Here is a 21,402-nt window from a genome sequence, read left to right on the forward strand (position 1 = left end):
GTCAGGGCACCAGCGGGCGGACCTCCTCGGCGGTGAACCGGACGAACGCCTCGGTGTCCGGCTCGTCGGCGGTGGGTTCGAGGATCACACTGTCCGCCCCGGCCTCGGCGAGCCGCCGCACCGCCTCCGCGACGGCAGCGGCGTCCCCGGCCACGGCGAAGCCGTCCCCGCCCTTCTTCGCCGCGAGCTCCGCGCGCACTCGCTCCGCGGCGTCCGGCCCGGTGGCGGCGAGCAGATAGACGACCAGGGGGTGGTGGTCGGTGCGGGCGGCCGCGGCCCGGCCTTCGTCGACGAGCGTACGGGCGCGGCGCACCCCGTCCGGGCCGGTGCCCGCCACCAGGACACTGCCGTCGGACGCCTCGCCGGACAGGCGCAGGGTGCGCGGGCCGGTCGCGCCGGACAGCACCGGGGCGGGCCCGTGCGGCGGATAGTCAAGGGCCACCCCGTCGAGCCGCACATGGCGTCCGGCGACGGTGACGCTCTCCCCGCCCAACAGCCCGCGCAGCGCACCGAGATGCTCCCGCAGCAGGGTCAGCGGCGACTCGGCCCGCGCCCCGACCTGCTCCATCCAGTCCTGCACCCCGTGCCCCACGGCCAGGGTGACGCGGCCGGGGAAGAGCCGGTGCAGCGTCGCGCTCTCCATCGCGGTCAGCGCCACATTGCGCAGCGGCACCGGCAGCAGCCCGACGCCCACGTGCAGCCGCTCGGTCCACGCCAGCGCCGCCGCCGCACTGGCGATACCGCTCTCCAGGAAGCAGTCCTCCCAGAGCCAGAGCTGTTCGAGACCGGCGGAGTCGGCGGCGAGGGCGACGGAGCGGAGGCGTTCGGGAGCGTTCTGCGGGCGGAACACGGCGCCAAGTGTGGTCATGGCGGGGTTACTTCCCCTGGTCGCGGCAGGCCGAAACGGGACGGATGGAACTGGTGTGCCCCAGGGATCCGGGTACGGGTGAGCGGTCCGGGTACGGGTGAGTGGCCTGAGCACGGGTGAGTACCTGTGAGCACCGGACTGAGTACGACCGCTCAGGTCCGCGCCGACCTCGCCCCGGAAGCTGGGGCCATGACAACACCGCCCTCCGTCAGCCCGCAGCCCCTTCAGCCGATGCCTCCGGTCCAGCCCGGACGGCCGCGCACCCGGCGCGCCCGGATCGTCGGTGTCATCGTCGGCGCGCTGGTCCTGGTGCTCGTCGCGGGGGCGGCGGTGTGGTGGCTGACCCGGGACGAGGACAGTTCCCCGCTGGCCGGGCGGCCGCGCGTGACGGACGCCTCGGCCGGGCTCTCGTACGCCGTGCCCGAGGGCTGGAAGAGCAACGACGGCAAGGACCTGATCCAGGCCTTCACTTCCTCGATCACCACCAAGGGGCCCGACGGCCAGGGCGGCGCCGCCGTACTCGCCGGGCGGGGCAGGGGTATCGACGAGTCGGCCCTGAAGCAGCGGACGGAGACGGCGGCCCGGTCCAACGCGGAGTTCTTCTACCCGGACGGCAAGTCGACGGTGGAGGAGTCCAGGGCCACGACGGTGAGCGGCCGACCCGCGTACACGGTGGCGCTGAGCGTGCACGACGACACCGGCAGGGCGGGCCGGCTGCGCCTGACCATCGTCACGCGGAGCGGCGACCGCTTGGCCTTCCTGCTCGGCGTCACCGAGTCGCCCGAGCCGACCGACAGCCGGATGGTCGACGCGGTGCTGGCCAGCGCCGCCGTGAAGTAGCGCGCGCACCTCACGCGCGAGCCTCCTGCCCGCCCGCACCGGGCCGGGGCGGCTGTGACACGCTGCCGGTGAAGTAGAACCGGTATGCCAGGAGGCGCGACACCATGAACACTGCCGAACCGCTCGACCACCGCACGGCCGTCGCCGCGGAGAGCGCCCGGTTCGCGGGCCTGGTCAAGGGCGCCGACCTGACCCTCGCCGTGCCCACCTGCCCGGGCTGGACCCTCGTCGACCTGATCAAGCACACCGGCGGCGCGCAGCGCATGTTCACGGCGCTGCTGCGCGGTCGCGTCCAGGAGCGACCCAAGAGCCGCGACGTGGACCTGCGGCTGCCGGAGCGGGAGGACGGCTACGCCGACTGGCTGGCGGCGGGCGCGGGCGAGGCGGCGGAGGCGTTCGCGGGCACCGACCTCGACGCGTCGATGTGGGTCTGGGGCGCGGACGGCCACGCCCGCTTCTGGGTGCGCCGGATGCTGTTCGAGACCCTGGTGCACCGCGTCGACGCGGAGCGCGCGCTGGGGCTGGACTCCGAGATCGACCGCGCGCTCGCCCGGGACGGCGTCGACGAGTTCCTGGTCAACCTCCCCTTCGCCACGTTCTTCGCACCCAAGGTCGCGAATCTGCGCGGCGCCGGCTCCGCCCAGCACCTGCGCTTCACGTGCACGGACACGGACGGCGAATGGCTCGTACAGCTGCGCCCCGACGGCTTCGGCCTCGTCCAGGACGTGAACGGCACGGCCCCCGACGCCACCGTCCGGGGAACCGCCGCCGACCTCCTGCTGCTCGTCTACGGCCGCCTCGACCGCTCGGCCGGGACGGTGGAGACGAGCGGGGACGCGGAGCTGCTGGAGCGCTGGTTCGCCAACTCCGAGTTCTGAGCGAGGTCGGGCACCCGCCCGCCAAGAGGGGCAGGGGTTCCCGGCGGGCCGCCCCCTCACCGGAACGGGCGGCCGCGCCTCACTCCGCGGGCTTGCCCGGCTGGTCGTGGGTCGAGCAGTGGATGCCGCCCCCGCCCGAGGCGATGGCGTCGATCTTCACGGCGACGACCTCGCGGCCGGGGAAGTGGTCGCGCAGGATCCCCTTGGCGCGGTCGTCGGCCTTGGTGTCACCGAACTCCGGCAGGAACACGGCCCCGTTGGCGACGTAGAAGTTGACGTACGAGGTGAGCATCTCGGGGTCGGTGCCGGTGATGCGGTCGGGGTCGGGCTGCGGCAGGTCGATGACCTCGATCTTCTTGCCGCGGGCGTCCGTGGAGCCCTTGAGGACCCGTCTGGCCTGGTCGGCCGAGCGTGACCAGGAGTCCGCGGGCTCGCCCGGGAACGCCCGGTCCAGGAGGACGACTCCGGGCGCGACGAAACGGGCCAGCGAGTCGACGTGGGCGTCGGTGATGTCCTCACCGCGCACACCGTCGAACCAGATCACCTTCGCCACGCCGAACACGCGCTTCAGCTCGTCCTCGATCTGCTGCCGGGACTTGCCCCGGTTGCGGTTGTCGTTGACCACCGAGCTCTCGGTGACCATCAGGGTGCCCGCGCCGTCGGTCTCGAACGAGCCGCCCTCGGCCACGAGCCAGGTCCGCTCGCGCGCGATGCCGTACTTCGCGAGCACCGCGCGGGCGACCCCGGCGTCGTCGGCGTGCCGCTGTTTGCCGCCCCAGCCGCTGAAGTTGAGGTCGACGCCGCGCACCTTCCCGCCGTCCTCCACGAACACCGGGACCGTGTCCCTGGCCCACAGGTCGTCCACCGGGATCGGTACGACCTCGACGTCCTTCCCGCAGGCCTGCCGCGCCGCCTCCGCCTGCCCCGGACGGGCCAGCAGGACCACGGGCTCGTAGGCGCCGACAGCGCGCGCGAGGGCCGCGATGTCCTTACGGACCGCGGCGAGCTGGCGGCCCCAGACGCCTGTCGAGGCGGGCCAGCACATGTACGTACGCGCATGGCTCTCCCACTCGGCGCCCAGGCGGCGGCTCCCGGCCGGGCTCGATGCCCGACCGGAGGGCGACTTGGACGAGGCGGTCTGCGACATCGCGTCCTCCGGGGAACACGCCGCGCCGCCGAGGGCGACCGCGCCGGTCGCCGCCAGGGTCCGCAGTGCGACGCGACGGGTGAAGGGGGCTTTCGAGGGCTGTGCCATGTCCGCACTGTCTCACTGACTGAAAATTCAGTCAAGAATTGAGGGACGGGCGCGCCCGGTGGATGTTCTTTACCGAAAGCGGATGTTTTGCCGACAGGAGCGGGGCTACTTCCGCGCCGCGGGCCCCAGCTCCAGCACCAGCGCGTCCCGCAGCAGGCCCCGCGCGCGCTTCAACGTCAGCGTGCCCGTGAGCCAGCGCTCACTCAGGCCCTCCACCAGCGCGGTGATCCGCTCGGCCGCGTCGGGGGCGACCACCTCGTCCCGTGCCGTGCCCGCCTGCTGGGCCCGCTGGATGAGGTCGGCCGCGTACTCGACCCAGCGGGCCGTGGACTCGCGCAGTTGCTCGCGCAGGTCGGGATCGAACCTGGCGCTCGCCCGGAACTCCCCCCACGCGGTGCTGTTCTCCACCACCATCGGGTCGTCCTGCAATTCGAGGAGCAGCATCTCCTCCAGGTGGCGCCGGGGGTCGGTACGGCGGCTGGCGGACGGCTCGGTATAGCGCTCGGCGCGCTCGTTGATGAATTCGAGCGTCCGGCGCATGAGGCCCGCGCGGTCACCGAAGTGGTAGTAGATGAGCCCGGTCGACACCGACGCCTCCGCCGCCAGTTCCTCGACCCGCAGACCGCGCACTCCGCGCCGGGCGATGAGGCGGGTGGCGGTTTCGAGGATGAGCTGCTGGCGCGTGGACACCCGGACAGCCTATCCGCGTGATCGCGCGCGGACGGTCACACCCACCGGCGTCCGACACGGCCGTCCGACGCAGCCGTCCGCCACCCGCCGACGCGCCCCGCCCCGTGTTTGGCCCCGCCCGCCGAGGGCACGCGGGAACCCTGTCCGCCTGCCCCCAGCCACCGGGAGCCGAACGTGACCACCCATGCTCCGGACCGTCCCCGCATCGTCGTCGTCGGGGCCGGGTTCGCCGGATACCAGGCCGCCCGCACCCTCTCCCGCCGTATGCGCGGCCGCGCCCGGATCACCCTGCTCAACCCCATGGACTACTTCCTCTATCTCCCGCTGCTCCCCCAGGTCTCCGCCGGGATCCTGGAGCCGCGCCGGGTCACCGTCTCCCTGACCGGGACGCTGCCCGGGGTGCGGCTCGTCCTCGGTGAGGCCGGAAGCGTCGATCTGGACGCCTCGACGGTGCACTACACGGGGCCGGAGGGGGTGCCGGGCGAGCTGGCGTACGACCGGCTGGTGCTTGCCGTCGGCAGCGTCAACAAACTGCTTCCGGTGCCGGGGGTCACCGAGCACGCACACGGCTTTCGCGGGATGCCCGAGGCGCTGTATCTGCGCGACCACGTCACCCGGCAGATGGAACTGGCCGCGCAGGGCACCGACACTCCCGAGGAGCGGGCCGCGCGGCGCACCTTCGTGGTGGTCGGCGGCGGCTACACCGGCACCGAGGTGGCCGCACACGGAAAGCTCTTCACCGACGCCCTCGACCGGCGCGAACCGGCGCGCTGGATCCTGCTCGACATCGCCGACCGGCTGCTGCCCGAACTCGACCGCAGGCTGTCCGCCACGGCCGACCGGGTGCTGCGGCGCCGGGGTGTCGACGTACGCACGGGCACGTCGGTGAAGGAGGCCACCGACGACGGAGTGCGCCTGGACGACGGCGAGTTCGTCCCGACCCGCACCCTCATCTGGTGCGTGGGGGTGCGGCCGGATCCGCTGGTCTCGGAGCTCGGTCTGTCCGTGGAGCGCGGACGGCTGCTGGTGGAGCCGCAGCTGAGCGTGCCGGGCCGCCCCGAGGTGTTCGCCTGCGGCGACGCGGCGGCCGTACCCGACCTCACCCGGCCGGGCGAGTTCACCCCGATGACCGCGCAGCACGCCTCCCGGCAGGGAAAGACGGCCGCGCTCAACGTCGCCGCCTCGCTCGGCTTCGGCACCCAACAGCCTTACAAACACAACGACTTGGGGTTCGTCGTGGACCTCGGCGGGGTGCAGGCCGCGGCCAACCCGCTCGGTGTACCGCTCTCGGGCATCCTCGCCGGCGCCGTCACCCGCGGCTACCACCTCGCCGCCATGCCCGGCAACCGGGTGCGTGTGGCGGCCGACTGGCTGCTCGACGCCGTACTCCCCCGCCAGGGCGTCCAGCTGGGCCTCGTGCGGTCCTGGTCGGTGCCGCTGGACACGGCGACCCCGGAGCAGGCCCGCATCCCGGGCGGCCCCGCACCCACGACCCGAAAGGACTGACCATGAAAAGCACCCGCACCGCCGACCGCACCGAACTGGCCGTACTGGGACAGCAGTTGAGGGTCGACGCGGTTCGCGCCGCCGATGCCGCCGGGTCCGGCCACCCCACCTCGTCGATGTCCGCGGCCGACCTGGCCGCCGTGCTCCTGGCCGGGCACCTGCGGTACGACTTCGAACGGCCCGAGTACCCCGCCAACGACCGGCTGATCCTCTCCAAGGGACACGCCTCGCCGCTGCTGTACGCCATGTACCGCGCGGCCGGGGTCGTCGGCGACGAGGAGCTGCTCACCTTCCGGAGGCAGGGCAGCCGCCTGGAGGGGCATCCGACGCCACGGCTGCCGTGGGTGGACGTGGCCACCGGCTCGCTCGGCCAGGGGCTGCCGGTCGGGGTGGGCATGGCCCTGGCGGGCAAACACCTCGACCACCTTCCGTACCGCGTCTGGGTGCTGTGCGGCGACAGCGAGCTGGCGGAGGGCTCGGTGTGGGAGGCGGCCGAGCACGCCGGGGACCAGCACCTGGACAATCTGACGCTGATCGTCGACGTCAACCGGCTGGGCCAGCGCGGCCCGACCCGCCATCAGCGCGACCTGGCCGCGTACGCGCGCAGGTTCCGCGCGTTCGGCTGGCACACCGTCGAGGTCGACGGCCATGACGTCGAAGCGATCGACGCGGCGTACCGGGAGGCGGCGGCCACACCGCGCCGGCCCACCGCGATCCTCGCGGGCACGGTGAAGGGCAAGGGCGTCGCCTCCGTCGAGGACCGCGAGGGCCTGCACGGCAAGCCGCTGCCGGACGCCGAGGCCGCCATCGTCGAGCTCGGCGGCCCCCGCTTCATCCGCGTCGACGTCACCACACCACCCGCCGCCCGAGCGCCCCGGCCCGTATCGTCCGGCCCTCTTGAGCTGCCCCGCTACGAGGCGGGCGAGAAGGTCGCCACCCGCACGGCGTACGGGCAGGCGCTCGCCGCGCTCGGCACGGCGCGCGGCGACGTCGTGGTGCTCGACGGCGAGGTGGGCGACTCGACGAAGGCCGAGCTGTTCGCGAAGGAGCACCCCGAGCGCTACTTCGAGTGCTACATCGCGGAGCAGCAGATGGCGGCGGCCGCCGTGGGGCTCGCGGCCCGGGGCTGGACACCGTACGCCGCCACCTTCGCCGCGTTCCTGACCCGCGCCCACGACTTCGTACGGATGGCCGCGATCAGCCGTGCCTCGCTCATCGTGGCGGGCTCGCACGCCGGGGTCGCCATCGGGCAGGACGGGCCTTCGCAGATGGGCCTGGAGGACCTGGCGATGTTCCGGGCGGTGCACGGCAGTACGGTGCTCTACCCCTGCGACGCCAACCAGACGGCGAAGCTCGTCGCGCAGCTGGCGGACGGCGAGGGCATCCGCTATCTGCGCACCACCCGGGGCGCCACCCCGGTCCTCTACGGGCCCGACGAGGAGTTCCCGGTCGGCGGCGCCAAGGTGCTGCGGTCCTCGCCGCACGACAAGGTGACCCTGATCGCGGCGGGCGTCACCGTCCACGAGGCGCTGGTCGCGGCGGACGCGCTGGAAGAGGGCGGCATCCCGGTGCGGGTCATCGACCTGTACTCGGTCAAGCCGGTCGACGAGCGGGTGCTCCAGGAGGCGGCGGCGCTGACGGGGTGTCTGGTCACCGTCGAGGACCACCGCGCGCAGGGCGGCATCGGCGACGCGGTCGCCGAGTGCTTCGCCGACGGCCGCCCGATGCCCCGCCTCGTCAGGCTCGCCGTCGAGAACATGCCCGGATCCGCGACCCCCGAGGAGCAACTGGCCGACGCCGGGATCGACGCGGCGTCCATCACGGCGACGGTCCGGGTGCTGTACGAGCAGGTCGTCACCGGCTGATCGAGCGGGTTTGCCCCGCCTGCGCGGGGCTACCCGGAAGGCCTCAGCTGCGAGGTGACATGGCGAACACATCAGAGAACCCGTCCGGCAACAAGAGCAAGTCCCAGGAGGAGCTGCCCGGCGCGATGGACGTGCTGCACGGCGCACGGGCCCAGCTCGCCGAACTCACCGGTATGACGGCGGAGTCGGTCTCGTCCTTCGAAAGCGCCGAGAACGGCTGGGTCCTGCGCATCGAGGTCCTCGAACTCGCCCGGGTCCCGGACACCATGAGCCTGCTCGCCTCGTACGAGGTGGAGCTGGACCGGCACGGCAAGCTGACCGGCTACCGGCGGCTGCGCAGGTACGAGCGGGGACGGGCCGACTGCAACCCCTGAGCGACGACTTCACAGACGACTTCACAGGACAAGGAGGGCCGGACACCATGACGGTTGTCCCGGCACAACAAGGCGGCAGCGGCGGGACCAGTGGTCTCTACGACGTCCTGGAGCTGGTGCTCGACCGGGGGCTCGTGATCGACGCGTTCGTGCGCGTCTCCCTCGTCGGCATCGAGATCCTCAAGATCGACGTACGGGTGGTCGTCGCGAGCGTCGACACCTATCTGCGCTTCGCGGAGGCGTGCAACCGGCTCGACCTGGAGGCGGGTCCGCGCAAGAGTCCCGGACTGCCCGACCTGGTCGGGGAGATCACCGAGTCCGGTGCGCGCGGCAAGTCCAAGGGCGCGCTCTCGGGCGCCGCCCAGACCATCTCCGACGCCTTCCAGCAGGCCCGCGAGGAACCCGAACCCGAACAGCGTCCCCGCACCCGGCGTACCGCCGCGCGCCGCAAGGAGGAGCAGGAATGACCACGTACGTCTACGGGATCGCGCACCGCACCCACGCGCACCTGCCCGAGGAGATGGGCGGCGTCGGCGATCCGCCGCGCCCGGTGCGGACCGTCGCCCAGGGCGAGCTGGTGGCCCTGGTCAGCGACGCGCCCGACGACCTTCGGCCCAAGCGGCGCGACCTGCTGGCCCATCAGAGCGTGCTCGCCGAGGCGGGCGCGGGCGGCGCGGTGCTGCCGATGCGCTTCGGCGGCGTCTCGCCCGACGACGAGGCCGTGAAGGCCGCGCTCGCCGAGCACGGCGAGCGGTATCTGGAGCGCCTCGAAGCTCTTGAGGGCAGGGTCGAGTACAACATCAAGGCCGCCCACGACGAGGAGGCCGTGCTGCACCAAGTGCTCGCGGACAGCCCGGAGTTGCGTGCCATGAGCGACACCAACCGCCGGGCGGGCGGCGGCACCTACGAGCAGAAGCTGCAGCTCGGCGAGCGGATCGCCGCCGCGGTCCAGCAGCGTGAGGCGCGGGACGCGGTGCTGATCCAGCGGGCCCTGGAACACGCCGCCGAGGACGAGCGGCCCGGGCCGCAGTCCACCGGCTGGCTGGCCAACCTCTCGTACCTGGTGGCACGCGAACGCGCCGACGAGTTCGTGGCGTCCGTGGAGGCGCTGCGCAAGGAGGCGCCGTACCTCATCGTCCAGGTGCACGGCCCGCTGCCCCCGTACAGCTTCACGGACTGACGCACGCGACGACGGGAGGCTCCGCGTGGGCCTGCTCAAGGAACTGCTGCTGCTTCCCGCGGCCCCCGTGCGCGGCACCTTCTGGGTGCTGGAGCAGGTGGTCGCGCAGGCGGAGCAGCAGTACTACGACCCCTCGGCCATTCGCAACGAACTCGCCCTGCTGGAGGAGCAGTTGATGGCGGGCGAGATCGACGAGGCCGAGTTCGACCGCCGCGAGGACGAGCTCCTCGACCGGCTGGAGAACAGGAATTCCTCACGATGAACAACCGGTTGGCAATAGGGCTCGCGGTAGGCGCGGGCTATGTGCTCGGCCGCACCAAGAAGGCCAAGCTCGCGTTCGGCATCGGCACCATGGTGCTCGGCAAGCGGCTCAAGCTGAGCCCCGGGGCGCTCGCGGAGTTCGCGGCCGGGCAGTTGGAGAGCAACCCCCAGTTCAAGGAGATCGGCGACCAGTTGCGCGAGGACCTGCGCGGGGTGGGCAAGGCGGCGACCGGCGCCCTGGTCAACCGGCAGCTCGAAGGGATCGCGGACCGGCTGCACGACCGCACCCTCGATGTGCGGGACCGTATCGCCGGGGTGGTGCCGGACCCGGAGAGCGGGGCCGAGGCGGCCAAGAAGGCCACCGCCCCGGCCAGGAAGGCGACCGGCCGGGCGGCCGACCGGGCGAAGCGGTCCGCGCCCGCGAAGAAGGCGGAGTCGGCGGAGAAGTCCGAGCCGGTACGCCGTGCCGCCGCCGCGAAGAAGACCGCGGCGCGCCGGCCGCCGGGCGCCAGGTCCCGCTCCTCGGAGCGCGCCGAGGCGAAGGGGGGCCGGTCCAGTGACTGAGGCGAAACAGGCGACGGGCCTGGTCGACAGTGCGGTCACGGACCGCCTCAAGTCCGAGCTCCAGGCCCTCGCGCTCGCCCAGCTGGAGCGGGCACTGACCGGCATCGGGCGCAAACTCGGCCAGTCCACGGTGAAGTTGAACGACATCGCCGAGGGGCGCAGCCCCGGGTTCTCCGCGCTGGCGCTGAAGGGCGGCCGCAAGCTCACCGAGGGCAAGGGACCGGTCCGTACCGCCCTGGAACTGGGCGCCGGCCACCTCAAGGAGAACGTCACCGACACGCTCAAGAACCTGGGCGGCAAGCGGGGAAAGGGCGGCGGCGGCCGCAAGCCGACGGTCATCATGGAGTCGGTGGACGTCGGTGTGCCGGTCCGTGACGCGTACGACCAGTGGACCCAGTACCAGGAGTTCTCCCACTTCACCAAGGGCGTCCGCAGCGCGAGCAGCGCCGACGACACGAGCTCCGACTGGAAGCTGAAGGTCTTCTGGTCGAGCCGCAGCTGGAAGGCGCACACCACCGAGCAGGTCCCCGACGCGCGCATCGCGTGGACCTCGGAGGGCACCAAGGGCACCGCCAAGGGCGTGGTGACCTTCCACCCGCTGGGCGACTCCCTCACCCGGGTGCTGCTGGTGGTCGAGTACTACCCGAAGGGCCTGTTCGAGCGGACCGGCAACATCTGGCGCGCCCAGGGCCGCAGGGCCCGGCTCGACCTGAAGAACTTCGCCCGGCACATCGCCCTGCGCGGCGAGGCCCCGGACGGCTGGCGCGGCGAGATCCGCGACGGCGAGGTCGTCCTGAGCCACGAGGACGCGCTGGCACACGAGGAGAAGACGCGCGACGAAGACGTGTACGACGACGAGAAGGCTTCCCAGGGCACCTACGACCCTGAGGACGAGGAGCCGTTGGAGGGCGAGTACGAGGAGGAGCCGGAAGGGGACGAGGACGTTCCCGAGGACTCCGAGGAAAGCGACGCCGTGGAATACGGCGACGAATGGGAAGGGGCCGAAGAGGACGCGGCCGAAGAACCCGAGCCCGTGGAATCCGGGCGCCGTCGGCACGTCAAGTCCGGCTCGCGGAGGCGCTGATGACGACCCCGGGACGGCTCTCCGATCCGTATGCGTCGGACGGCGGCAGTGCGAATCTCGCCGACATTCTCGAACGCGTCCTCGACAAGGGAATCGTCATCGCCGGGGACATTCGCATCAATCTCCTCGACATCGAACTTCTCACCATCAAGCTCCGCCTCATCGTCGCCTCCCTGGACAAGGCGAAGGAAATGGGCATCGACTGGTGGGAGGACGACCCGGCACTTTCCGGCGCCGCCCGCCGCCGTGAACTCGCCCGGGAGAACGAGCAGTTGCAGGCCCGCATCGCCGAACTGGAGAGCCGTCACGACGATTCCCGGGACGCGCACGCGGAGGTGGTACGTGATGAATGAGGCGCTGTGGTACGTCTACGCGGTGGTGCGGCCTTTCGACGGGGTGCTGCCCGAGGGAGTGCGCGGCCTGGACGGCGAGCCGCCGCGGCTGATCGTCCACGACGGTCTGTGCGCGGCGGCGAGCCCGGTGCCCGCCGGGGACTTCGACGCCGTCCCGCTCCGCGCCCACCTGGAGGACCTGGACTGGCTCGCCGCCACCGCCCGCGCCCACCAGGCGGTGGTGGCCGCGCTGTCCTCGGTGACCTGCGCGATTCCGCTGCGGCTCGCCACGGTGTGCCGGGACACGAGCGGGGTGCGCCGGCTGCTCGACTCCGGGCGCGCCGGCTTCGTACGGGCCCTGGAGCGGCTGGACGGACGGGTCGAATGGGGCGTCAAGGTGTACGCAGAGGCCGGCGGCTCCGAGCCCGTGACCGCGCCGGAGGCGAAGCCCGCGAGCGGGCGGGACTATCTGCGCCGCAGGCTGGGGCAGCGCCAGGCCCGTGAGGACACCTGGCGCCGGGCGGGCGCCCTCTCCCGCGGTCTGCACCAGGAACTGTCCGGGCACGCCGAGGCGGAGCGGCTGCACCGGCCGCAGAGCGCGCGGGTCTCCGGGCAGCCGGGCGAGAACGTGCTCAACGCCGCCTATCTGGTGCCGCGTGAGCGCAGCGCGGAGTTCGTCGCCCTCGTAGAGCGGCACAGGTCGCGGGTCGCGGGGGTGCGGGTCGAGGTGACCGGGCCGTGGGCGCCGTACTCCTTCGCGGGCGCCGTGGACGCGGGCGGAGGAGGAGCCGGTGACTCGGACGACATCCGCTGACGGCGCGCACGGCGAGCGGCGGATCGCCCTCGTCGATCTGCTCGACCGGCTCCTCGCGGGAGGTGTGGTCCTCGCCGGCGACCTCACCCTGCGCATCGCGGACGTGGACCTGGTCCGGGTCGACCTCAACGCGCTGGTCAGCTCGGTGAGTGCGGAGGTCCCCTCGCCGTTCGAGAGCGCGTACGAGAGCGACGGGGCCGCGCTGTCGGCAGGCCCGTACGGCCGCCTCGGGGAGGGCGCATGAGCGGGCGACGGCGCGTGGAGCTCGACGCCGACACGGTGGAGCGCGATCTCGCCCGGCTGGTCCTGACCGTGGTGGAGCTTCTCCGTCAGCTGATGGAACGCCAGGCCCTGCGCCGCGTCGAGACCGGCGAGCTCACGGACGAGCAGGAGGAGCGGATCGGGCTCACCCTGATGCTCCTGGAGGACCGGATGGGCGAGCTGCGGTCGAAGTTCGGGCTGCGCCCGGAAGACCTCAACATCGACCTCGGCCCGCTCGGCCCGCTGCTGCCCACCGAGCCCTTTGGCGGCGGCCCCCACGAGGAGCGCGGGCAGTGAGCGGGAACACCGACGGGCACCGGAGAAGAGCGGCGGCAAGGACGCGGGCACCCGGCTCACCGTCCTGGTCGCGCTCGGCGCGAATCTGCTCATCGCCGTGGCGAAGGCGGTCGGCGGGGTCTTCGCCGGTTCGCCGGCGCTGCTCTCCGAAGCGGCCCACTCCGTCGCGGACAGCTTCAACGAGGTCTTCCTGCTGGCCGCGCTGCGCCGCAGCCGCCGCCCGCCGGACCGCCGCCACCCCTTCGGCTACGGCAAGGAACGCTTCTTCTGGTCCCTGCTCGCGGCGGTGGGCATCTTCGTGATGGGCGGCTGCTTCTCCGTCTTCCAGGGCATCGAGGCGCTGCGCTCGGGCGCGGAAGAGTCGCACTCCGGGTACGTCGCCGGGCTCGTCGTCCTCGGGGTCGCCTTCCTCGCCGAGGGCGGGTCCCTGCTGCGGGCGCTGCACCAGGTGCGCGGACAGCCGGGCGGCGGCATCGGGCGCGATCCCGCGCTGCGCACAGTGGTCGCGGAGGACGGGACGGCCGTGCTCGGCGTCGCCCTCGCGATCGCCGGGATGGCCCTGCACATGGCGACCGGTCAGCCGGTGTGGGAGGGCTCGGCCTCGCTGGCCATCGGCGTACTCCTCGGATACGTGGCCTACCGGCTCGGCAAGGACGCCCGCGACCAGCTCATCGGGGAGGCGGTCGACCCCGAAATGCGCGACCGCATCCGGGCGCTGCTGGACGCGCAGCCGGAGATCGACAGTGTGGAGGCCCTGCTCACCATGCGGCTCGGCACCGACTCCGCGCTGGTCGCGGCCCGTATCGACCTGGCGCCGGGGCTGGAGAGCGAGGAGGTCGAGCTGGTCTGCGAGCGCGTCAAGGAGTCGGTGGCCAACATCTGGCCCGGCGCCGACCAGGTGTTCCTGGACGTCACGGACGCGGCGACGGCCGATGCCCGTAAGCCCGGGCGGCGGCCGGGCCGTACACCGTGAAGGGGAACTCTCCTACCCGGAATTGTCGGCGCATGACTCCTGTCCGGAATTCGCCGAGCATGACACGGCCCGGCAGGGGAACCCGTTTTTATGGAGGTGCATAACATGGTTCCCCTTCTTGTCGTTCTGCTGCTCGCGCTGCTTCTCTTCGGCGCCGGTTTCGCGCTCCAGGTTCTGTGGTGGGTCGCCATTGCCGTACTGGTCCTGTGGCTGGTGGGCTTTGTCGCGCGTCCCGCCGCCGGCGGTGGACGCCGGAGCCGCTGGTACCGGTGGTGAATGCGGTACCCAGGGAATTCTCGGCGTGCGAAGCGGACGTTTGAGAATCCACTGGACGGTCGGGCTCGGACGTGACCATCGAATTCGGAAAAGGCGTTCAGGAAGTAAGCGGTTCCCGACGCTGCGGGGCCCGGCGGAGTCGCTCCGCCGGGCCCCGTTCCGGCGGGTCGTCACGGAGCGCAGTACTACGGCTCGCGCACGTCCCCGGACCCCGTCAGGATGGGTGGGCCGGGGCCCGACCATGTGCAGGAGGACATGATGCTGCTGCCCGACAAACAGACGCTCGCACGGCTGCTCTCGCACTACCGGGCGCACGAACGCGCGGTCCTGGCACAGCCCCATGAGCCCGTCCTGCGCAGACGCTTCGAGGACACGGCGTACACCCTCTGCGTGCTCATGGGAGAGCGCACGGCACGCGAGGCGGTGCACGCCGCCGAGCGGTACCTCAGCCGCGCCCGCGCGGCGGCCCGCCCTCCCCTCGCCCCGGCCGCTCCCCCGTCGTCGCCGACCAGCTAGCGCACGCCGGCCAAAGGCACGTCAGGACGCGTCCGTCCTGGAGAAGACGTGCTCGTCCAGGACGATGCCGATGGCGACCGCGGCCGGGATGGCGACCAGGGCGCCGATGACGCCGAGCAGCGCCCCGCCGATGAGTACGCCCACGACCGTGACGAGCGGGTGGACGTCGACGGCGAACTTCATGACCCGGGGCACGATCAGATAGTCCTCGGCCAGCCGGAACCCGACGTAGAAGCCCGCGGTGGCCAGGGCGACCGGCAGGGACACCGACAGGGCGACCAGGCTCACGACGAAGCCGCCGATGGTGGTGCCCACGATGGGGATGAGGTCCATCAGTGCGATGAAGACGCCGAGAGCCGCGGGGTAGGGGACGCCGGTGACCGCACACCAGACGAAGGTGGCCGCACCGGCGATCACCGAGGTGGCCACGTTGCCGAGCATGTAGCGCCCCACGCGGTTGAGGACCTCCTCGGTGACCTCCTGGGCGTGCGGGCGTTTGTGGGCCGCCACGAAGTGCAGGCAGAACCGTTTGAGCGAGGGCAGGAAGGCCATCACGTACACCGTCACGACGATGACGATGGCGGCCGAGGTGACCGCTCCGACCACGAACTTTCCGGCGCCGAGCAGCCCGCCGGCGAGCCCGGCCGCCCCACCGGAGGAGAACTGCTGCTTGGCCTTCTCCACCAGGTGGTAGCGGTCCTCGAACCGGCCCAGCGTGGAGTTGTGGTCGTGCAGGTCCCGCAGCCAGCCGGGAACGGCCTTCACCAGCGCGTTGATCTCGTCGGCTGCCGGCGGTACGACCAGCGCCAGGAACCCCGCGAACAGCGCGAGCAGCAGGACCAGGACGACCGCGACGGCCCCGCCGCGGCGCAGCCGGTGGCGGGTGAGCCACACGACGACGGGTTCGAGGGCGAGCGCGAGGAACACGGCGAGCAGCAGCAGCGTGAGCAGGCTGCCGACCTCCAGGACGGTCTGCACCGTCAGCCACGCCAGTGTCGCTCCCAGGCCCAGCGAGAAGCCGACGGCGAACCACGACCGGCCGCCCACGCCCTTCCTGCTCACGCCCCGGGCACGCTCGCCCGTCGGCCCCGGTTCCGCGGGGGCCGACCGCTCCGGCTCGCGGCCGTCCTCGCCGTCACGTCCCACGGACGTCATCGCGCACCCGCGGGGTCAACCGGTGCCTTCCCGCAGGGTCCGCAGGACCGTGTCGCAGAAGCTGTCGGTGGACACCAGCTTGGCCGTGTGGTCCGCCTTGGTGACGGCCTCCCACGGCTCGGTCAGCTCCACCTGTTCGACGCCCTCCGGCGCCACGAGAAATGCCACCTGCATGGCGTGCGCTCCCTTCCCGTCGCACCGCGCGCGGACGCGGACCCGGCCGTCCGCCGTCTCTTGACCGAGCATCTCCGACCGCCGGGCATCCGGCCACATGGACCGCGCCGCACACGGGCCGCGGCGTGCCCCGCCCCGGCCCCGGATGTGTCGTGGAGCCGGATGCCCCTCCCGGTTCTCGCGAAACTCCGGCACCGCCTTCCGGGGGATTGCCCGGCGGACCGCCGGGTACCCGCTCGCCCGGAGGAGCCGGGGCGACCAGGCGCGCGGTGTGGTGCACGGTGGCGCCGCGCGCCGTCGGCGGCCCGCGTACCCGCGGTGCTTTCATGAGCGCACTCCATGCGACGCGGGTGCGCCCGACCGGGCGTGCCCACCGATTCCTGACTGCTGTCGAGGTGATGTACGGATGGGTCGAGCGGCGGCCGTGACCGCCGAACTCCTCGCGTGGTGGCTACTGCTGATGGCCGCGTGGCTGGTGTTCATCAGTACGGTCGACGCCCTGGAAGGGTTCGTCGGGGCCGGGTGCGCCCTGCTGGGGGCGTTCGCGGCCTGCGCGGCCCGGCGGGCGATGAGCGACCGGTGAACGGGTGGCTGTGGGCCGCGACCGTACTGCTCGCGGCGGGGTTCGGGCCGGTGGTGTGGGCCGTCGCGTCCGGGCCGGTGGGGCGCAGGGTCGTCGCCCAGAACTTCGGCACGTCGGCCGTCTGCCTGGTCATGCTGCTGCTCGCCCAGGGCTACCAGCGGCCGTCGTACACCGATCTCTCCCTGGTGCTCGCCGTGCTCGGCCCGGTCGGCACCCTGGTGTACGCACGGCTGCTCGCCGACGACCTCTCCCCCCGTCCGCCGCACACCCGGGTGCTGACCGCGACAGCCGCCCTCGCCACCACGGCGGTGGTCGTGGCGGTGTGCGCGGCCACGGGACCGGGCCGGGCCATGGTGAAACTCCTGGTGACCGGGGCGCTCCTGGTCGCCGGGAACGTCATCGCGTCCCGGGCGGTGTCGGGCGGTTACCAGAGCGCGGAGGCGGGGTCCCATGGCTGATGTGCTCACCGTCCTCGCGCTGCTCCTCGTCGCCGTGGCGGCGACCGCGGCGGTGGCGGTCCGCGACCCGGCCCGCCAGGCACTGGTGCTCGCGGTGCTCGGGCTCGCCCTTGCCGTCCTGTTCACCGTTCTGCAGGCACCGGACGTGGCCCTGTCGCAGCTCGCGGTGGGCTCGGCGCTCACCCCGCTGCTGATCCTGCTGTCCGTACGCAAAGTCCGCCGCCGGGGCCGGGAAAAGGACGGCGGCCGGTGAGCCGGCGGCTGCGGATGTGGGTGCTGGCCGTGGGCGGCCTCGGCGTGGCCGCGCTGCTCGCGGCCGCGTATCTCCAACTGCCGGGCTTCGGCGGCGACATCCACCCTTACGGGGACCGCGCCGTCAAGGCCTCCCTCGCCCGCCGCACCTCCAACACCATCGCGTCCGTCAACTTCGACCAGCGGGCCTTCGACACCCTGGGCGAGGAGACCATCCTGTTCGCCGCGGTGCTCGGGACCGTCGTCCTGCTGCGCCAGACCCGCGACGAGCGCCATGTGCGCCCCGCCCCCGAGAAGGTCGCCGCCCCCGTCCGCCGCTACGCCCTCATCATGCTCCCGGTCGCGCTGCTGACCGGGCTCTATGTCATCGCGCACGGACAGCTGAGCCCGGGCGGCGGCTTCCAGGGCGGCGTGGTCGTGGCGACCGCACTGCACCTGCTCTACATCGGGTCGGACTACCGCGCCCTGGAGCGGATCCGGCCGGTCGGCCTGTACGAGGTCGGGGACGCGGCGGGCGAGGCGGCGTATCTGATCCTCGGCGTCGCGGGACTCGTCGGCGGCTCCGCGTTCCTCGCCAACACCCTGCTGCCGTACGGCACGTTCAACACCCTGGCGTCGGGCGGGACCGTGCCTCTGTTGAACGCGGCGGTCGGCATGGAGGTGGGCTGTGCGGTGGTGGTGCTGCTCGCCCGCTTCCTCGACCAGGCCGTGGAGATCGAGAAGAGCACCGGAACCGGGAAGGGACGAGCGGAATGAACGGGGGCGCGAGCGCGCGGTGATGTCCGTACTGCCGTATCTGGTGGCCGGCTGGATCTTCCTGGCGGGCTGCTACGGCCTCGCCACCAGCCGCCATCTGGTCCACGCGGTGGGCTGTCTGGCGGTCTGCCAGTCCTCCACGTACGTCCTGCTGCTCGCCGTGGGCTACCGCCACGGCGCCACGGCGCCGGTCCACTCCGACCTGGCACCGGGCTCACGGCCGGTCGTGGACCCCGTGGTGCAGGCGCTGGCCCTCACCGACGTCGTGGTCGGGGCGACGGTGACCGCGCTGCTGCTCGCGCTGGTGATGCAGGTGGCCAAACGCCACGGCACGGTGGATCCCGACGAGCTCTCCGAGCTGCGCGGATGAACCATCTGCTGCCGCTGGTCGTGGCCCTGCCGCTGCTCGGCGCCGCCGTCCTGGTGGCCGCCGGGCGCAGACTGCCGCGGGTCGCCGCCGAGTCGATCGGCGCCTGCACCGCGGCGGCGACGGCCGTACTCGCCGTCGTCCTGCTCGTCCACTCCTCGCCCGGCGCCGAGGAGTGGGTCGGCGGCCGGCGCCCCGAGGACGGGGCGAGCGTCGGCATCGTCCTGGTCGGGGACGGCCCCGGCACCGGGCTCGCCGCCCTGGTCTCCGTCCTCGTCGTCGCCGTGCTCGTCTACTCCTGGCACTACTTCGACGAGCCGCCGCGGCGCCACGCGGGCTCCTTCCCGGCGCTCGTCCTGCTCTTCCAGGCGGGCATGTGCGGCTTCGCGCTCACCGGTGACCTCTTCAACGCGTTCGTCTTCTTCGAGCTGATGAGCGTGGTGGCGTACGCGCTGACCGGCTACCGCGTCGAGGAGGCCAAGGCCGTCCAGGGCGCGCTCACCTTCGGGGTGGTCAACTCGTTGGGCGCGTACGCCACGCTGACCGGCATCGTGCTGCTCTACGCCCGCACCGGCGAACTCGGCATGCGGCAGATCGGGGCGCGCCTGGACGCGCAGGGCGGGCCGGACGCACTGACCCTGGCCGCCTTCGCCCTCGTCCTGACCGGCCTCCTGGTGAAGGCGGCCGCCGCGCCGTTCCACTTCTGGCTGCCCGACGCGCACGCGGTCGCGCCGACGCCCGTGTGCATGCTGCTGTCCGGGGTCATGGTGGAGCTGGGGGTGTACGGCACCTGGCGGGTGTACACCACCGTCTTCGCGGGACCGGGCGGGCTGCCCGGCCCGGACGCCGAGCGCGCCCTGGTCGTACTCGGCACGCTGACCGCGCTGGTCGGCGCGGTCATGTGCTGGCAGCAGCGCCACATCAAGCGCCTGCTCGCCTACTCGACCGTCGCCCACACCGGGCTCTTCCTCATCGGCATCGGCCTGCTGCGGCCGGAGGCGAGCGGCGGGGTGGCGCTGTACGTCCTGGGCCACGCGGGCGCGAAGGCGGCTCTGTTCGCCTGCACCGGCATCCTGCTCGACCGCTACGGCAGCGTCGACGAGCACGAACTGCACGGCTGCGCCCGGAAGTTGCCGGTCGTCGCGGCACTGTTCACGGTGGGGGCGCTGGCCCTCGCCGGACTGCCGCCGTTCGGCACGGGACTGGGCAAGTCGGTCGCGGAGGAGGCGGCGGGCGGCGGCTTCACCGTACTGTTCGTCGCCGTTTCGGCCATCACCGCGGGCGCCGTGCTCAGGGTGGCCGCCCGGGTGTTCCTCGGCCTGGGGCCCCCGCCCCTGAGCGAACCGGCCTACGGGACCAGCGGCGAGGGCGAGGAGCCGGAGACCGAGGGCCGGATCGGCCGGGTGCCCGCCACCATGATCGGGGTGCCCGCGGCGCTGCTCGCCGGGTCGCTGGCGCCGGGTCTTGTGCCGGGCCTGGCGGAGGCGACCGGCCGGGCGTTCGGCGTGCAGGAGCACCACGCGCCGCACTGGAACCCGCCCGGCGTGGTCCTCGGGCTCGTCTCGGCGGTGCTGGCGGCGGGCCTCGCCGCGGCGGCCGTACGCGGCCCGGCGCGCCGCGAACCGTACCGCTGGACGGAGCCGCTGCGGCGGCTGCACTCCGGCCACTTCGGCGACTACGTCGCCTGGCTCCTGGCGGGCACCGCCCTGCTCGGCGCGCTGGCGCTGCCGGGCATCCTCACGGGCTGACCGCGACGCGCGGACATGGGGGGAGGCCGGGCGGGTACCCCACTGCGGCTCGCATCCGGCTCCCCGTTCGATGCCGGGGCCCGGCTCGACGCCGAGGCGGCGTCACAGCTCGCGCAGGGCGGGCATCAGCTTCGTCTCGGCCCAGTGGATGAAGGGGAGTTGATGCTCTCCGCCGATCTGGACGAGGGCGACCTCGGTGAAGCCCGCCTCGACGAACGGCCGTACGGCGTCGACGAAGGCGGTGACGTCGTCGCCGCACGGGATGGCCTTCGCCACGTCCTGCGGTGTGACGTACCGAGTGGCGCCCTCGAAGCCCGACGGCCCGGGGAGCTCCGCGTTCACCGGCCAGCCGCCGCCGAACCAGCGGAACTGGTCGTGCGCGCGGGCGATCGCCGCGTCCCGGTCGGTGTCGTAGCAGACGGGCAGCTGGCCCACGCGGGGCTTTCCGCCGCCGCCGTGCCGGTCGAAGGCGTCGAGCAGCTCCGACTTGGGCTCGGTGGCGATGACGAGGTCGGCGGAGCGGCCCGCGATCGCGCAGGAGCGCTCGCCGGAGACGGCGATCCCGATGGGCGGCAGCTCGTCCGGCAGATCCCACAGCCGTGCGTTCGCCACGTCGAAGAAGGCGCCCTGGTGGTTGACGTTGCCGCCTTCGAAGAGGGCGCGGATGACGTCGACGGCCTCGTCCAGCATCTCCAGGCGGACCTGCGGAGAGGGCCATCCGGCGCCCACCACGTGCTCGTTGAGGTTCTCCCCGGAGCCCAGGCCGAGGCGGAACCTCCCCTGGGACAGCAGCTGCATCGTCGCCGCCTTCTGGGCGACGACGACGGGGTGGTAGCGGACCGTCGGGCAGGTCACGTACGTCATCAGCGGAATCCGCGTGGTGGCCTGGGCGGCCGCGCCGAGCACGCTCCACGCGTACGACGCGTGTCCCTGGGATTCCAGCCAGGGGAAGTAGTGGTCGGAGGTGACGGAGAAGTCGAAGCCCGCGCGCTCCGCGGCGACCAGGTCGGAGACGAGGGCACGGGGACCGGTCTGCTCGGTCATCATCGTGTAGCCGATTTGCACCATATTTCAC

The 21,402-nt window shown here is 72.7% G+C and carries 28 protein-coding genes and 1 pseudogene; 23 read left to right on the forward strand and 6 right to left on the reverse strand.

Translation table 11 applies throughout. The features are described 5' to 3' along the window. Position 1: 1 nt before the first annotated feature. Entirely contained in the window at positions 2 to 868 is an 867-nt protein-coding gene (locus tag OG965_RS05975; protein WP_371649869.1) for an LLM class flavin-dependent oxidoreductase, read from the reverse strand. Positions 869 to 1,057: 189 nt separating this feature from the next. Between OG965_RS05975 and OG965_RS05980 the strand changes: the two genes are divergently transcribed. Further along, on the forward strand, positions 1,058 to 1,708 hold the full coding sequence (locus OG965_RS05980) for a hypothetical protein (protein ID WP_371649871.1): 651 nt from the start codon (positions 1,058 to 1,060) through the stop codon (positions 1,706 to 1,708). Between the two features lie 104 nt (positions 1,709 to 1,812). Next, the gene (locus OG965_RS05985; protein ID WP_371649873.1) at positions 1,813 to 2,586 is read left to right on the forward strand and encodes a maleylpyruvate isomerase family mycothiol-dependent enzyme; all 774 of its coding nucleotides are present in this window, start codon (positions 1,813 to 1,815) and stop codon (positions 2,584 to 2,586) included. Between the two features lie 79 nt (positions 2,587 to 2,665). Here OG965_RS05985 and OG965_RS05990 read toward each other — a convergent pair whose 3' ends face one another. Both OG965_RS05990 and OG965_RS05995 read right to left on the reverse strand, forming a co-directional pair. Further along, positions 2,666 to 3,841: an agmatine/peptidylarginine deiminase gene (locus tag OG965_RS05990; protein ID WP_371649875.1), complete on the reverse strand. Its 1,176-nt coding sequence runs from the start codon at positions 3,839 to 3,841 to the stop codon at positions 2,666 to 2,668. A gap of 105 nt (positions 3,842 to 3,946) precedes the next feature. Then, positions 3,947 to 4,531, reverse strand: a complete 585-nt coding sequence (locus OG965_RS05995) for a TetR/AcrR family transcriptional regulator (RefSeq protein ID WP_371649877.1) — start codon at positions 4,529 to 4,531, stop codon at positions 3,947 to 3,949. 174 nt (positions 4,532 to 4,705) lie between these two features. Between OG965_RS05995 and OG965_RS06000 the strand changes: the two genes are divergently transcribed. The 15 genes from OG965_RS06000 to OG965_RS06070 all read left to right on the forward strand — a co-directional run bounded on the left by OG965_RS06000 (position 4,706) and on the right by OG965_RS06070 (position 14,834). After that, entirely contained in the window at positions 4,706 to 6,037 is a 1,332-nt protein-coding gene (locus tag OG965_RS06000) for an NAD(P)/FAD-dependent oxidoreductase (RefSeq protein WP_371649879.1), read from the forward strand. 2 nt (positions 6,038 to 6,039) lie between these two features. Further along, entirely contained in the window at positions 6,040 to 7,902 is a 1,863-nt protein-coding gene (locus OG965_RS06005) for a transketolase (RefSeq protein WP_371649880.1), read from the forward strand. A 59-nt stretch (positions 7,903 to 7,961) separates the two neighbouring features. Next, the gene (locus OG965_RS06010) at positions 7,962 to 8,276 is read left to right on the forward strand and encodes a gas vesicle protein (RefSeq protein ID WP_371649882.1); all 315 of its coding nucleotides are present in this window, start codon (positions 7,962 to 7,964) and stop codon (positions 8,274 to 8,276) included. A gap of 47 nt (positions 8,277 to 8,323) precedes the next feature. Then, on the forward strand, positions 8,324 to 8,743 hold the full coding sequence (locus tag OG965_RS06015) for a gas vesicle structural protein GvpA (RefSeq protein ID WP_371649884.1): 420 nt from the start codon (positions 8,324 to 8,326) through the stop codon (positions 8,741 to 8,743). After that, positions 8,740 to 9,456 (forward strand): GvpL/GvpF family gas vesicle protein, encoded by a 717-nt coding sequence (locus OG965_RS06020; protein ID WP_371649886.1) that lies wholly within the window; start codon positions 8,740 to 8,742, stop codon positions 9,454 to 9,456. The genes OG965_RS06015 and OG965_RS06020 overlap by 4 nt, the downstream gene beginning before the upstream one ends. A gap of 25 nt (positions 9,457 to 9,481) precedes the next feature. Then, positions 9,482 to 9,718, forward strand: coding sequence for a gas vesicle protein GvpG (locus tag OG965_RS06025; RefSeq protein ID WP_371649887.1), 237 nt, complete (start codon positions 9,482 to 9,484; stop codon positions 9,716 to 9,718). Next, positions 9,715 to 10,281 carry a DNA primase gene (locus OG965_RS06030; protein WP_371649889.1) on the forward strand — a complete coding sequence of 189 codons (567 nt, stop codon included), beginning with the start codon at positions 9,715 to 9,717 and terminating at the stop codon, positions 10,279 to 10,281. Before OG965_RS06025 ends, OG965_RS06030 begins: the two co-directional genes overlap by 4 nt. Then, positions 10,274 to 11,365: an SRPBCC family protein gene (locus tag OG965_RS06035; protein ID WP_371649891.1), complete on the forward strand. Its 1,092-nt coding sequence runs from the start codon at positions 10,274 to 10,276 to the stop codon at positions 11,363 to 11,365. The genes OG965_RS06030 and OG965_RS06035 overlap by 8 nt, the downstream gene beginning before the upstream one ends. Next, positions 11,365 to 11,718: a gas vesicle protein gene (locus OG965_RS06040; protein WP_371649893.1), complete on the forward strand. Its 354-nt coding sequence runs from the start codon at positions 11,365 to 11,367 to the stop codon at positions 11,716 to 11,718. The genes OG965_RS06035 and OG965_RS06040 overlap by 1 nt, the downstream gene beginning before the upstream one ends. Continuing rightward, positions 11,711 to 12,511, forward strand: a complete 801-nt coding sequence (locus tag OG965_RS06045; protein ID WP_371649895.1) for a GvpL/GvpF family gas vesicle protein — start codon at positions 11,711 to 11,713, stop codon at positions 12,509 to 12,511. Before OG965_RS06040 ends, OG965_RS06045 begins: the two co-directional genes overlap by 8 nt. Next, entirely contained in the window at positions 12,489 to 12,755 is a 267-nt protein-coding gene (locus OG965_RS06050) for a gas vesicle protein (RefSeq protein ID WP_371649897.1), read from the forward strand. Before OG965_RS06045 ends, OG965_RS06050 begins: the two co-directional genes overlap by 23 nt. Next, entirely contained in the window at positions 12,752 to 13,069 is a 318-nt protein-coding gene (locus tag OG965_RS06055) for a gas vesicle protein K (RefSeq protein ID WP_371649899.1), read from the forward strand. Before OG965_RS06050 ends, OG965_RS06055 begins: the two co-directional genes overlap by 4 nt. After that, the gene (locus OG965_RS06060; RefSeq protein WP_371649901.1) at positions 13,035 to 14,042 is read left to right on the forward strand and encodes a cation diffusion facilitator family transporter; all 1,008 of its coding nucleotides are present in this window, start codon (positions 13,035 to 13,037) and stop codon (positions 14,040 to 14,042) included. Before OG965_RS06055 ends, OG965_RS06060 begins: the two co-directional genes overlap by 35 nt. A 105-nt stretch (positions 14,043 to 14,147) precedes the next feature. Further along, entirely contained in the window at positions 14,148 to 14,318 is a 171-nt protein-coding gene (locus tag OG965_RS06065) for a hydrophobic protein (RefSeq protein WP_371649903.1), read from the forward strand. 258 nt (positions 14,319 to 14,576) lie between these two features. Next, a complete protein-coding gene (locus OG965_RS06070) occupies positions 14,577 to 14,834 on the forward strand; it encodes a DUF5133 domain-containing protein (RefSeq protein WP_371656855.1) in 258 nt (85 codons plus the stop codon). Between the two features lie 21 nt (positions 14,835 to 14,855). On the opposite strand, the gene OG965_RS06075 is transcribed toward OG965_RS06070, so the two are convergent. Further along, a complete protein-coding gene (locus OG965_RS06075; RefSeq protein ID WP_371649905.1) occupies positions 14,856 to 15,989 on the reverse strand; it encodes an AI-2E family transporter in 1,134 nt (377 codons plus the stop codon). Positions 15,990 to 16,049: 60 nt separating this feature from the next. Continuing rightward, positions 16,050 to 16,163 (reverse strand): annotated as a pseudogene (locus tag OG965_RS06080) (protease); the annotation flags it as partial. Positions 16,164 to 16,569: 406 nt separating this feature from the next. On the opposite strand from OG965_RS06080, the gene OG965_RS06085 reads away from it, so the two are divergent. Genes OG965_RS06085 through OG965_RS06110 form a run of 6 tightly spaced genes read left to right on the forward strand, consistent with a single transcriptional unit; the run spans position 16,570 to position 20,327 of the window. Then, positions 16,570 to 16,746, forward strand: coding sequence for a hypothetical protein (locus OG965_RS06085; RefSeq protein ID WP_371649907.1), 177 nt, complete (start codon positions 16,570 to 16,572; stop codon positions 16,744 to 16,746). Then, the gene (locus tag OG965_RS06090) at positions 16,743 to 17,204 is read left to right on the forward strand and encodes an MrpF/PhaF family protein (protein ID WP_371649909.1); all 462 of its coding nucleotides are present in this window, start codon (positions 16,743 to 16,745) and stop codon (positions 17,202 to 17,204) included. Before OG965_RS06085 ends, OG965_RS06090 begins: the two co-directional genes overlap by 4 nt. Further along, positions 17,197 to 17,457: a Na(+)/H(+) antiporter subunit B gene (locus OG965_RS06095; protein WP_371649911.1), complete on the forward strand. Its 261-nt coding sequence runs from the start codon at positions 17,197 to 17,199 to the stop codon at positions 17,455 to 17,457. The genes OG965_RS06090 and OG965_RS06095 overlap by 8 nt, the downstream gene beginning before the upstream one ends. Then, positions 17,454 to 18,212: a hydrogen gas-evolving membrane-bound hydrogenase subunit E gene (gene mbhE / locus OG965_RS06100; protein WP_371649913.1), complete on the forward strand. Its 759-nt coding sequence runs from the start codon at positions 17,454 to 17,456 to the stop codon at positions 18,210 to 18,212. The genes OG965_RS06095 and mbhE overlap by 4 nt, the downstream gene beginning before the upstream one ends. 22 nt (positions 18,213 to 18,234) lie before the next feature. Further along, the gene (locus tag OG965_RS06105) at positions 18,235 to 18,582 is read left to right on the forward strand and encodes a sodium:proton antiporter (RefSeq protein ID WP_371649915.1); all 348 of its coding nucleotides are present in this window, start codon (positions 18,235 to 18,237) and stop codon (positions 18,580 to 18,582) included. Next, positions 18,579 to 20,327: a complex I subunit 5 family protein gene (locus OG965_RS06110; RefSeq protein WP_371649917.1), complete on the forward strand. Its 1,749-nt coding sequence runs from the start codon at positions 18,579 to 18,581 to the stop codon at positions 20,325 to 20,327. The genes OG965_RS06105 and OG965_RS06110 overlap by 4 nt, the downstream gene beginning before the upstream one ends. Before the next feature lie 102 nt (positions 20,328 to 20,429). Here the strand turns inward: OG965_RS06110 and OG965_RS06115 are convergent, their stop codons facing one another. Beyond that, positions 20,430 to 21,395 carry an LLM class F420-dependent oxidoreductase gene (locus OG965_RS06115; protein ID WP_371649919.1) on the reverse strand — a complete coding sequence of 322 codons (966 nt, stop codon included), beginning with the start codon at positions 21,393 to 21,395 and terminating at the stop codon, positions 20,430 to 20,432. Positions 21,396 to 21,402: the final 7 nt, after the last annotated feature.

This window comes from Streptomyces sp. NBC_00224, from assembly GCF_041435195.1.
Classification (GTDB): Bacteria; Actinomycetota; Actinomycetes; order Streptomycetales; family Streptomycetaceae; genus Streptomyces.